This window comes from Acinetobacter sp. AG1 (assembly GCF_001005525.1).
GTDB classification, from domain to species: Bacteria; Pseudomonadota; Gammaproteobacteria; order Pseudomonadales; family Moraxellaceae; genus Acinetobacter; species Acinetobacter modestus.
The window spans coordinates 85,358-98,358 of sequence record NZ_LBMZ01000124.1 but is presented as its reverse complement, the minus strand read 5'-3'; the positions used below and the strand labels follow the sequence as shown (position 1 = coordinate 98,358).

At 35.2% G+C, this 13,001-nt stretch carries 7 protein-coding genes and 1 pseudogene; 1 reads left to right on the top strand and 7 read right to left on the bottom strand.

The window, feature by feature from the left end:
- The first annotated feature begins 488 nt into the window (after positions 1-488).
- A complete protein-coding gene (locus AAV96_RS18150) occupies positions 489-614 on the top strand; it encodes a BsuBI/PstI family type II restriction endonuclease (RefSeq protein ID WP_264673825.1) in 126 nt (41 codons plus the stop codon).
- 202 nt (positions 615-816) lie between these two features.
- Here AAV96_RS18150 and AAV96_RS17265 read toward each other — a convergent pair.
- The 7 genes and pseudogenes from AAV96_RS17265 to AAV96_RS17235 all read right to left on the bottom strand — a co-directional run.
- Positions 817-1,330, bottom strand: a pseudogene (locus tag AAV96_RS17265) (Fic family protein); the annotation flags it as partial.
- A gap of 7 nt (positions 1,331-1,337) precedes the next feature.
- A complete protein-coding gene (locus AAV96_RS17260) occupies positions 1,338-3,248 on the bottom strand; it encodes a DUF262 domain-containing protein (protein ID WP_052750607.1) in 1,911 nt (636 codons plus the stop codon).
- 360 nt (positions 3,249-3,608) lie between these two features.
- Entirely contained in the window at positions 3,609-6,410 is a 2,802-nt protein-coding gene (locus AAV96_RS17255; protein ID WP_046740204.1) for a DEAD/DEAH box helicase, read from the bottom strand.
- Positions 6,407-8,086 carry a site-specific DNA-methyltransferase gene (locus tag AAV96_RS17250; protein WP_046740203.1) on the bottom strand — a complete coding sequence of 560 codons (1,680 nt, stop codon included), beginning with the start codon at positions 8,084-8,086 and terminating at the stop codon, positions 6,407-6,409. Before AAV96_RS17250 ends, AAV96_RS17255 begins: the two co-directional genes overlap by 4 nt.
- A gap of 19 nt (positions 8,087-8,105) precedes the next feature.
- A complete protein-coding gene (locus AAV96_RS17245; RefSeq protein WP_046740202.1) occupies positions 8,106-8,687 on the bottom strand; it encodes a hypothetical protein in 582 nt (193 codons plus the stop codon).
- A gap of 2 nt (positions 8,688-8,689) precedes the next feature.
- Positions 8,690-10,093, bottom strand: a complete 1,404-nt coding sequence (locus AAV96_RS17240) for an AAA family ATPase (protein ID WP_046740201.1) — start codon at positions 10,091-10,093, stop codon at positions 8,690-8,692.
- Between the two features lie 46 nt (positions 10,094-10,139).
- Positions 10,140-12,998, bottom strand: a complete 2,859-nt coding sequence (locus tag AAV96_RS17235; RefSeq protein ID WP_046740200.1) for an SNF2-related protein — start codon at positions 12,996-12,998, stop codon at positions 10,140-10,142.
- Between the last annotated feature and the right edge of the window lie 3 nt (positions 12,999-13,001).

The following is a 13,001-nucleotide window of genomic DNA, read 5'->3' as shown; positions in this document are numbered from 1 at the left end:
ATTCACACTCAGCAATAATATTCCTGAAATAAAAGCAGCTAAGATTCAAACAATAAACGTCATCACTGTTCCTATTAAAAGGAGCCAAGCCTCAACATTAAAGCTCTTTAGAAACAATTGTGATGTAAAAATATTTAAATAACTCAAAATTATAAGCATTAAAAAACCCCAAGCCTTTAATACCAGCTTGGGGTCTTTGAATCTTGGTCCCGAGGGTCGGACTCGAACCGACACGTCATCTCTGACAGCGGATTTTGAGTTCAATGTTGTTTTCTAACATATCACAGTATACGAAGACAGCAAACCACATAACCAATTGTTTTTAACTAATATATTCTACTTATTACCAACAACTCACAACATCTAATCTCACAACAAAACAATCTTAAAATCTACAAAATAGCTACAGAATTTTTATATATCATTTAACTGATAATATATCGACTCATTCAACAACTTTGATTGGTATTTCAAATTGTGCTGGTTTAGTGTATGTCACAGCCTTTCCTGACCGTGCCATTATGCGTAAATATTTAGGTGATATTGCATGGGAGACAGAAGTTTGGGTGGGAAATAATAGCAAAAGTCCTACGAACCTTTACCTGATTAGCTAATTCATCTTTAAACATGAGAAAAATCTACAATATGTACACAGTTATGTACACATTTCTAAATATGTACTAAAACTAAAGAAAGTGGGAATTCAAAATTGGCATAATTGTAGCAGATTTAGATTTCTATAGGCATAGTTGGTAATCCAGCGGCTTTTGGTATTGTGAATAGCCACCGATTGTGTACCTATGGCGCCACTTAGTTTTATAAACTCAATCTATACTTTTGCTTCGGATTCTTCGATTTAACTGGAATAGTACGATGAACTAAACCCACCTATATTGCAGGATTCAAATAATTCTTTTGGAACGTTGCTCGATGAGTCAATCCGACCAATTGCATCAACTCACCCAAAGTATAGTCTTCTTGCTTCATTGCCGAAACCAAACGTTGTACTTGATCGCTCATTTGTACGCCAACTTGAGCTGGTAGCATGATCGCTGTCTTGAGCGGTATCAGTTGAACTAAGGATTGCATCTAAAATCATCTGTAAGATGAATTCTATAAATGGTGCTGAATCAGTCCGATCGGTACTCATCTGCAATGCTTGGTAATAGGCTTTTTGATTTTGATAGATTAGACTTTCAACAGGAATATTGGTAAAAATTGGATTCCAACGACTCAATATTAAAGTATCCCAGAGCCGCCTCATTCGCCCATTACCATCAGCAAATGGATGGATAAACTCAAATTCATAATCGAAAACTGAGCTTTGTATTACTAGCTTAGGTTCTATCTGACTTTTCATCCAATAAGCTATACTCATTCCAAATATCATCTAAACTTGGATCATCTCCATTACACAAATAGCCTATTGCTATTTTAAACAGTTTTGCGCGTTCATTTTTAAATTGCTCATAATCACTCCTCAACACTCGCTCTAAAGCCTCACCAGATAACCCGTCATAAGTTGCATCTTTCAACAAATCAAATGGAATTAAGTGACTTTTGAATCTCATACTAACATTTTCAATTTTTGTTATTTTTATTCTTTCTTGAATATAAACTAATGGATCTTGTCTACCTAATGTCCTATTAGTTTTCCAAGTAATTAAAGCACAATTCATCGCCTCAAAGCTTTTTATACCCACATCTTTTAATAAAGCATCTGGAAATAAATGATGGTACTCACGATTAGATATGTTTTCATATGAAACATTATGATTATCTGCAAAATCATGCGCACCAAAGTAATTTGAAATAGTTAACGTACCGCGTGCCTGTATACCAACATTCTTAGGCCATCCTGCTACTTTTAGTACATCTAAATCAGCTAATGGATATTCTTTTTCATTAAAAATAGGAATTTTTGCTAGAACGTTGAAGTCTGGTTCTTTATCTAAAACCGTCAATAAGCTCTTTATTTCCTTAAAATCAGCATATGCCCTACTAGCTGCTGAATTTTCATAACGATTTGTAAAAAATGAACGCCATATATAAGCTTTTAAAACCTTTTCTTTTATAGCAATTTTATCAGTTTCATCATCTTGAATCAGTTTATATAATGCTGAAACAACGGCAAGAATGGCATTAGTTGGTAGACGTGCCTCATCTATTACTCCTAAGCGAGCTAATAAATCAGTCATTTTATCTACACCACGGGTAAGACTCGGCCACAATGCTAAAATCTGAGACTTATCCATTTCAATCATGCCACGATTGTTTGGAACCTTATCTTGCAAAAGTGCTGATGTAGCTAAGATTAAGTGCCTTAAGTTTCCATAGCGTATTGCTTTGGGAGCCTTAAGCTGTAATTCGGCTTCATGATCATGTAGTGATTTCCCTGTTACACTTTCAATTTCAGCTACGATAATGTCATATAACGAAAGTGGTTTACTATTCGTATTCATGTTGATAAATACTTGCAGTGCCACTTCTTTCGGTGTATCTGACGGCAAGGCTAAATAAGGTAAATTATAATGTCGGACAATTTCTCGTAGATGATTAATTTGATCCTTTAATCTTTCTTTGGTTTTATTAAATGATTCCGATTTAGTTTGGAAACTACTGATTAACTCTAAAGCCTCTACATGATCGAGGCTTTTAATATCCGTAGGAATATTTGGTGGTGCTAGATATTCAGTTGCTTCTTGAATCCATGATTCTACCTCTTTAGCCATATCTGTTGGTCTCAATAATTCAACAGGGACTAAACCACGTTTAAATGATTCCCGAGGATTGTCTGCCCACAAAGGCATGGTTAAACCATTTTTATTAAGCCACCTACTTTCACAGTAAACTTCTATAGACTCCCCCTTATTACTCTCATATTTATCAAACTCTGGGAAATATACAAAATACTTTTCATGCTTGTAGTTATTATGCATTGCCCTCCAAAAAGCCGTTAAACGTTGCTGACCATCTAATAGATGTTGATTTACAGTAGTACCTGAGCTTTGGGGTTCTGCGGTTGAAATGAAACGTGAAACAAATTTTTCTTTACCAGCTACATCAAGAATCAAGGCGACACCTATCGGCAAGTTATTGATTACTGTATTTAAGAAACTTATGATTCTTCCTCTATCCCATGCTTCATATCTTTGGAACCGTGGTAATTTAATCTGCCCTGAAAATATTTCCTGATACCATTGAGCTAACTCTTTATTCAATGCTTTACTAGATTGTGTTTTCATCATTTTAAGCTATCTAAAACCTAATATTTAAATGTACCGAAGTAGCTAAATTGTTAATAAGATTACTGCAATAACCTTTTCAATTCATATACATGAACCGCATCAAGTTTGTCGGATATTTTCAATATAAATTAGACTACCAGACCTATTGACAATATCCACTGATGCTCACTTCCCCAACTAAAAACCACAATAGTTTCTACAAAATTTAAGTAAAAACATACATATTAACTGAATTCACTAAATTTTCTTTAGTACTGAATTACCAGCTATTAAACTCTTTCACCACTAACTAAAGATGAATTACCTTAACAAACTGAAAATAAAAAGCTCTAACTCTAGCGTTAGAGCTTTTTTTAATTATTAACATTCAAATCTAAATCTTAGGTAGTCATCCAACCTTTTACTTTCAACTACTTCATTATGTGGGATCAATAAATAATGCCAAGGTTTAGTCGATACTGTCGAAGCATTCTTGCACCACTCACTTCCAGCCTGAGCCTTGATAATCACTTCTTCCGAAGTCATTTCATTTTCTGCTTTTGTTTCAGCAAGCAAATAATACTTTTCCGTCTCAACTACAAAGTCTGGAATGTATTCAGGTTGTGCCCCTTGAAAATTATAATAAATTTGGAATTGCCCTTTTGCAGGCTTAAACCATTTATTACTATCTCGTTCTAAAATAATTGCAAAGCGTCTTTCTGTATCGGAATCAAACTTTTGAAAAACCATGAGACATTTTGAGAAACCCGTAAAAAGCAATTTTTTAATCGGTATTCCTTTAGCGGGCGTTACTCGTATGGATTGAGGAGGAATTTCCTTTATTGCTGTAAAACTTGGCTGTTTCAGCTCAACAAAACTGCGGTTAATTACAACATTATAATTCGATGCCTTTTCCCAATGATGATCCTGCATTTGACCATGGATATTATTGGCAATCGTTTGATAATTCTGTTCGACAACTTGTATTACTTCATCATCGGTTAAGTAGGTTTTAAAATAATCTACCATTTGATTCGATAAGTCATACAACAAGTCTGCCTGAGTAAAATAGTCGATATCATCGAAATCGATCAACGCATAAACAATACGATCTTGAGGACTCTTTTCATTTAAAGCTTCATTAGCCTTAATACTGAAAATCTGATTATTACTCAAGTTTTGACCAATTAACTCACGCTCTTGAGGTTGTAGATGTAGCCCTTGTGTATCGAGATTAAATGAATGAAATCCTGTTGCCACATCATCAGATGGTGTCACGGAAATACGTGGAATATCAATCGTATTCTGGATATGTACTTCAGTAACCTGCTGAACAATTTTTAATACTTCTTCTTTAGATGGAGTTTTTTTGATACTTTGCTCTTCACCAAAATCCAACTCTTGCACCATGATTGAGACATTTTCCTGAATTGCCTTGAGTACATTTGCTGTCATTTGTGCTTGAACTTCGTGACGAGTTAAATCTTCACTATGTTTCACTGTTTCAGTATTTTTAGCTTGTGCTTGAATCTCTTTCTTCACTTGCTGAATTGTCTGAATTACAGTTGGATCTGCTAAATCTAAATCAACTTTCAGGTTTATCTCATTTTTCTTTTCATCTTTCAGCTCAACCTGATCTTGAATAGTGACGGTTTCTTGAGTATCCGTTTGCTGACTATGCCCAGTACCTAACAGCACATCTAAACGAGATGTACTTGTTACACTGATGACTTCTTGCTCTTCATTTTCAGGCTCAAGAATGTAAGTCTTTAACTTAAGAATAGAATCTGCTCGATTCGCCTCATCTACAATATCTTGGAATCGATCATGTGCCACAATACTCAGGCGATCGACTTCTTCTACACCAGTACGCTTTCCATAGGGCAAACGCAAACCACGACCAATAGACTGTTCTACCAAAGTACGAGCATTTGCGGCTCGTAATGGGATGATTGTATAAAGGTTTGTTACGTCCCAACCTTCTTTTAACATGTTTACATGAATGACTATTTCTGTTGGTTCATTTGGATCTTCGACTGATAGTAATCGTTGTGTGATTTCCTCTTCTTTCGTACTACTATCAACCTGGATCACTTTATCTTTGTATTGACCTTTAAAGAATTCATCAGATTCAATCCGCTCTTTTAACTGAGCCGCATGTGTCGTATCACGTGCAATAATAAGAACGAATGGCTTGACTCTTTGTTGACCTGTATTTTGAGCATAGTTAATCAAATGCACCTTGGTCATTTCATGCAAGCGAATACCGTCTTTGAGCTTAATTTCTTCAATTTGCTCCGTGCTTAATCCTTTAGGATCAAAGTTACGCTGAGTCACTACTGCTGGCTCTTTCACAAAGCCATCTTCCATTGCTCGTGCTAGTGGATAATCCATCACTACATTTTTAAATGCAACAGGACCTCTATTCGTTTCCACAAATGGTGTTGCTGTTACTTCCAATCCCATCAATGGTTTAAGCTCATTAATCGCTTTAATCCCCGCACTTGCACGGTAACGATGTGATTCATCCATTAAAAGTACTAGATCATCTAAACCAGCTAAATGATTAAAATAGCTTTCTCCTAGCACTTCACGCATGCGCTTGATACGTGGTTCTTTACCTCCACGCACCTCGCTATTGATCTTGGAAATGTTAAAAACATTGATCCGTACCTGACCTAATAAGCTTGCAGTTGCAGTATCACGACTATCATAGTTGTCACCTGTAATAATCATTGGTGACTGAAAGTTAAACTGGCTTAAATTCGCAAAAACATACTTAGGTGTATTTGGGGTAAAGTCGGTAATTAACTTTTCATAAATGGTTAAGTTTGGTGCTAAAACAAAAAAATTATTAATCCCATAAGCCAAATGCAAATAAGCAACAAAAGCACCCATCAGGCGTGTTTTTCCTACGCCTGTCGCTAAACTAAAACAAATACTTGGAAAATCTCTTTCAAAGTCAGCTAACGTTGGGAATACTGTTTGTAACTTTGCTAATGTTTGCTCATTAACCTGAGCATCTCGTCCCTGCTTTGTTAATAACTCTTTGGCATTTTGAATTGCTAAATCGAGTTTCTCTAAACTTTCTGCTTGTGGCGCACGCAAAGACAAGCGTGCTTTTAAGTCTTTAACAACTTGGGCAACAGGGTTACGCTGTGAATATTGAATTGATGCTGTCATGTTTGATCCCCAAATAAGTCACCCGTTACCTGACTTTGTTCTTGCGTATTTTTAACTTTTTTTGCTTTTGGTTTTTCTTCAATATCTGGTTCTGACATTGGCAGATTTTGAACATTCAAACTGTAATCATCATGTCCCCATTCACATGCCTTAATGATACTGTTCGGAATTTTCTTTAAAGTCAGGTTGATAAAGCGATCAATATTATTTGAACGCCATGCGCTGGCAATTATAAGTAAAGTACGACCTTCACCTACTTCTTCAGAAATCGCTTGTAATTGTTGATCAGTCAATGTCTGTGTCGTGACATAAATAAAATCAGTTTCACTGCCTTTACCATGATTCCAGTACTCAGTTTCTGATGGCGTATAGGTATAACCTTCTAGCTTACACATTGCTTCAACTAGCATTTCCTGATTATATTCAGGATTAATAACCCAATTACTCCATTGATCTTTTTTCATCAAACTCGGAGCAAGTTTATAATAACGATAACCGCCGCCACCTTGCCAACCTATTGATTCAGTTACACCACCTTTATCTTCACCATCAATGACTTTTTGAAGGCGGGGAATAATGTGGGTATGACAATGCTCGCCAAGCTCTACCATAATCCAACGACGGCCCATTTTCTGTGCTACAGCACCAGTTGTACCAGATCCAGCAAATGAGTCCAAAACTAAATCACCAGGTTGTGTAGCAATTTTTAAAATTCTTTGTATTAGCCTTTCAGGCTTTGGTGTATCAAATGCTTCAATTCCATCAAACAAAATTTTGATCTCTTTTTTTGCTTCTTGATTATGACCTACTTCGGAATTAGCCCACCAAGACCATGCATTTTGTCCTTGAACTTCAGAAAGATATGTTTTTTTACGTGGAACTCCCTTACCATCCTTACCAAACCATATTCTTCCCGCGGAAATTTCTTCGTCCATTCGAGTTTTTGTATAACGCCAGCATAAATCTTTTGGCAAATCGATAACCCTCCCACCAGGAGTAGTTAAAGTATAAAATTGGCTTGCTGTAGCATGTCCTGCTTGGGCAGTACAATCTGTTGAAGCCCAAGGCCCTCTCGGATCATTATCAGGATTTGTAAATGCTTTTCTTCTAGTCTCACTAATATCAAGTTGATTAAATGATTTATGAGTTTCAGGAGTAATTCCATATACTAATATATGGTCTTGAGCTGCACCTAAGCGCAATCTGTTATCAGGAGAAGTTCTTTTTTGCCAAACGACATTAGCAATGAAATTTGCACGTCCGAAGATTTCATCACACAGAACCTTCAAGTAATGAGATTCATTATCATCAATAGAAATCCATATAGATCCATTTTCAGCTAACAGTAACTTGAGTAGCTCTAGGCGATCACGCATTAATCCTAGCCAGATAGAATGCTCTAAACCATCTTCATAATGAGTAAATGCACTGCCAGTATTATAAGGTGGATCAATAAAGATACATTTTACTTGACCTGCATATTCACGCTCTAGTGCTTTAAGTGCAAGTAGGTTATCGCCAAAAATTAGCTTATTATCAAAAACATCATTTTCAGTAACTTTATTCTTTGCATGATAAGACTTCGAAGGATCTTCAAGTAAAATTCTTGGCTCTAGGCGTGGTCGTTTATCTTTACCAATCCAAGTCAGTTCAAGTTTTGTTTTCTGTTTAGACATTCTTCACTCTAAATATTGGCTAGATGATAGATTCATTAATTAGTTTTAATGCAGAAAAGCGATCATTATTTTCTACACAAAAATAAACTGGCTGTTTTGGATTTTGGCTTAGCTTAATAGACTCATCTGTTGTTCTCTTTGGATCAGCAACATGAAAGACACAATAGAATGTATGCCAAGAATGTGTATCAATATCAAGATATTCAGAAAAAATGCATTTTAGATAACTAATAATATTTTTGCCTGCTTGCATTTTCCAAACATGCTCTTGCATATTACTTAGTGAAGACTTCATCTCAGTCACAAAAAAATATGGTTTCCCGCTGATTAAAGCCAAAAGAATTCCATCACATGTTTTATTAATTGCCTTTTTATCAGGCAATAATATTGGATTATAAGGTTTAATAAGATCCTGATTAATTGATATAACCTCATCAAATCCAAATAGAGTCAATTTAGTTAATGTGGGAGGATTTGGATCATTTTTTCTTACTTTTTCTGTAAGAATGACTTCAAAATGAGTTCCCACTTTTCTAACTGGACAAAATATTTCGGTATTAATTTCAGCACTTAGGCATGTAAAAATTTCTCTAAACGTCATGATTACATTCCATAACGAAGTGCATCTTGAACTTTATTCATTTCGCGAATTTCATCATCAAAACTTTGAATCTTAATCCCAAAATTTTCCACAACATCCCATCTTTCAATTGTTCCCATCTTTTTACGTCTGCTAGAACCTTCTAATGTAAAAAGATCTTCAGTTGTATTATACACTGCGATACTTTGAGGTTTTATAAAATCGTTTTCATTGTATTTAAATTTTTCTCTAACTTTAGCAATATGTGATTTATCGCAACTTAGCATCACCAAAGTATTTAATTCACGAATAATGTAATCACTATGTGTTGTCATAAACACCTTAACTCTTGCATTAACTAAAGCAGTAACAAATTGAGCAAATTTTCTTTGATTTTCAGGATGCAAATTCAATTCTGGTTCATCAATCATTAATAAACTATTTTCCTCTGCCACATGATTCAACCAAAACCAAATGATCATTAAAGATCGAACCGCACTAGAAGCCTCTCCTAAACCAAGTTTTATTCCTTTTGATCCACTTGGTTGGAAATAAACCCCCATATCTTTATGAAATTTATAGACCCCTCCCGCTATTTCCTGAAATTTAACTAATAAATCAGGATTTTTCTTAATAAAATCACTCTGCCCCTTTTTAACTAATGGTTCTATTCTATAACTAATAAAATCGACATTATGTTCAACAGATTGTGCATATGTTCTCTTAAAACTACGGGCTATATCAAATGGATTAATTTTCTTACTTCCATTCTTTTCCATTTCAGTGAGCAAACTTACCAATTGATTTTTATTAAAGTTTAGTTCATTCTTAAAAATTGCAGATCCTGTCCGCTCTGCGCTAGCTATAAAAACTTCTGGAAAAGTTGTACCTAAGCACGCATGCAATAAATGCTTCTCAATAAGTTCAGTCAAAAGAAAGATTGGGGGATTAGACTCAACCTCTATCCATGCAACTTCAGCAACAGTACTATTTTCTGGTTTTTTTATTGTTAAGAAAGTATCTCCTGTTGGACTATTTATCCTGGCATTAAATTCTTTACCAATCCAATTATTTAAAACATTAAAATCTATTTGAAAGCAGACATCTTTAAATAAATCAGGAGAACACGCAAAAAAATCTGGTAATTTTTTTGCCAAATGAGATATTGCTCTAGTACGTATTCCATCTAAGTTGCTAACTATTTCTTCTTTCAAATCAATCGTTGCTATTCCCTTTTGCAAAAGATCATTTTCAAACTTCTCGGGTAAATCCCAATCTAATAAATCACTCCAATTTTTAAAAAAAGAATAAATAGAATTTGTAATATAAGTTTTACCAGTATTATTTTTCCCACATAAAACTGTTAAATCAGTAAGCTCTATTTCACCTTTATAAATTGGACCTAAATTTTCAAATTTAAATTTCATTTTTCAAACTCTAATAAAGCATCATATTTATCATTTGATCTTGACATCATTGTATCATCCACTCAACAATAAAAAGGTTTTTTACGGCAACTTGCTGTTCAAGCTGTCCCTCTAATTGACCAATAAGCTCATTACGCTGTATATCAATTTCATCTTGTCGATCAAATAATTCACGACGTAACTTTGTACGCTTCGTTTCTAATTCACGCTGAGTTTTTTGCCAATTCAGCTTATCTTGTAATGATGCTGCAATCGTCGCTAACTTTCTCGCTTCTTTAATAGCCTTATCAATTTCCTTAATCTCAACTTCAAGACCATTTTTTAAATCATCGGCCCAGCCATCAAGCTTGATAATTTCCTGATCAAAAAATCCAAGGTTCCGAACATTGACTTCCTCAAGAATCCTGTTCTTACGATTTTCTTGCTCTAAACGTATCCTCTCAGGCAATACAATTTGAGCAGTTTCAGCTTGTGATTTCATTGGTAATTTTAAGAGTTTCTCAGGATCATCATCCGCCAAAAGGTCACCTGAATTGGTCATCGCACTTAAAACAAGATGTTGCTCAAGACGACCAAGACTAGAAACCTCTAATAACTCAGCAATTAAGAAACCTGAATCACCGATGAACGGCTTTAAACTCGATACCTGCAATCCATATGCATCATAATCAAATACTAGCTTTGTAGGCTTTAGCGCTTGTGCCTTATACCGATCTAATAAAGATTGAACAAAAGGATGGTTTAAACGTATAACATGTTCATGTGTATTTGTTTTGGCTAAATCATAACGACCGATATTGAATGAAATTCCATCAATCGTTATTGCATCATTTAATTGGAAACCATTTTCATCAAATATAACATTTGCCTCATGACGACTAAATTCATCATTGAGCAATGCCAATAAATATTGCTCATAAGTCTGTCGAATTTGAACAGCATCAGACTTAATACGATAAAGTACATTTTCATCAAAATGATTCATCAGTAAATTACGAGTATTCAGCATTGCTTCATTAATTTCGGCTGAAAGCTCATTCTGTAAATTTTCAAAGCTTTGTGCTATTTGTACTGGATCACGACACTCCTGATAAATTTCTGCAATCCGTTTTTCAAAATCCACACCAGAACCAATTGTTCCTAAAATCTCATCACTTGCACCAAAGACCCCATCAAAGAGCTGGAACTTTTCAGAGAGTAAATCATAAACACGAGAATCAGCCTCATTACTGCGATCAACGAAATTTACAACAACGACATCATGCTTTTGTCCATAACGATGACAACGGCCAATACGTTGTTCAATACGCTGTGGATTCCACGGCAAATCATAGTTTATGATCAAAGAACAAAATTGTAAGTTAATACCTTCCGCGCCAGCTTCCGTGGCAATCATGACAGAACCTTTTTCTTTGAAGTAATCTACTAATGCAGCACGTGTATCTGCTGACTTCGCACCTGTGACACGATCTGTTCCTTTATATCGTTCAATCCACTCCTTATAGATTTTCTTCGCTTTATCGTCATTATTGGTGCCGTTAAATAAAACCAAACCATCAAAATAAGATGTACCTTTCAGCAATTCAGTTAGATATTCTTGAGTCCGTTTCGATTCAGTAAAAATAATTGCTTTTCTTTCTGCACCTAACTCTTGCAAAGCCTCAAATGCTGTTTCTAATGCTGTAAGTAAAGCTTGCCCTTTGGACTGCTGTTTAATGCTTATAGCTAAAGATTGAAATTCTTTAAGCTCAGCAATTTCCAACTCAATGGCTTGCTTTTCTTGCGCTGATAAAATTTCATCTTCTTCAAGAAGCTCTTCATAGTCATCTCCAGACTCTGTTAAAGCTTCGTAGTCATCATCTAACTCATCCAAAATATTAGAATCTTGATCAAGCAATTTCTTTTCTAGACGAGTAGTCATTGTGGCTAAAGCACCAGCAATCGCCTGAGTTGATGAAGCGAGTAACTTCCACAACACAAGCGAAATCAATTGCCTTTGCCCTACTGGTAAAGCTTGTAAATTAGGGCGACGTAAATAATCAGCGACCAATTCTCTTAATTGTTGTTCTTCTTTTGATGGCGTAAAGTCCTGAACAATTGCACGACGTGCCGTATATGAAACAAAAGGCTGTACCTGTTGTCTTAGAGTTCGTTTACATACAGTTGCTAATCTTGCCCGAAGTTGCGGAAGTGTTACTTCCTTATCCCCTGTAATAAATTGACTTTTAAAGCTTTCTAAATCTCCAAAGACTCGCTCATCTAAAATACTCACCAAGCCATAAAGCTCTAATAAAGAGTTCTGTAATGGGGTTGCAGTTAATAGTACTTTGTTGTGAACATGCTCTAGAGATTGTTTGATCACATTTGCTGTTATATTTTGTTTTTTATAAACATTTCTCAGGCGATGTGCTTCATCTATTACAACCAAATCCCAAGCAATGTTCTTTATGTCATTTGCTTTGGATTTCGCAAACTGATAAGAACAGATAATAATTTCATCTTGAATAAAAGGCTTTGTGTTACCTTCTTTTTTAAGTTGATTGTAAATCTTCGCTTCAAAAATAATAGCCTTCAAGCCAAACTTGTCGTAAAGCTCCTGATACCACTGCTTTCTAAGATTCGCTGGTGTAATGATTAAAATACGTTTTTTTCTCTCCGCCCAAGTTTGAGCAATCACTAAACCTGCTTCTATCGTTTTACCTAACCCCACCTCATCTGCAAGTAACACTCCCTGAGATAATGGATTTTTAAAAGCAAATAAAGCTGCATCCACTTGATGTGGATTCAAATCAACTTGTGAATCAATCAATGTTGAGGCAAGTGAATCAATAGAATTATCAGCAGACTTCTTTGTTAAAATCCAAGATAAATATAGTTTTTGTTGATCAGAAAGCTTGGACAACATAAC

Excerpts from the sequence above, each read along its gene's own strand:
- AAV96_RS17245 (WP_046740202.1), bottom strand. The coding sequence starts at position 8,687 with ATGACGTTTAGAGAAATTTTTACATGCCTAAGTGCTGAAATTAATACC.
- AAV96_RS17250 (WP_046740203.1), bottom strand. The coding sequence starts at position 8,086 with ATGTCTAAACAGAAAACAAAACTTGAACTGACTTGGATTGGTAAAGAT.
- AAV96_RS17235 (WP_046740200.1), bottom strand. The coding sequence starts at position 12,998 with ATGTTGTCCAAGCTTTCTGATCAACAAAAACTATATTTATCTTGGATT.
- AAV96_RS17255 (WP_046740204.1), bottom strand. The coding sequence starts at position 6,410 with ATGACAGCATCAATTCAATATTCACAGCGTAACCCTGTTGCCCAAGTT.
- AAV96_RS17260 (WP_052750607.1), bottom strand. The coding sequence starts at position 3,248 with ATGATGAAAACACAATCTAGTAAAGCATTGAATAAAGAGTTAGCTCAA.
- AAV96_RS17240 (WP_046740201.1), bottom strand. The coding sequence starts at position 10,093 with ATGAAATTTAAATTTGAAAATTTAGGTCCAATTTATAAAGGTGAAATA.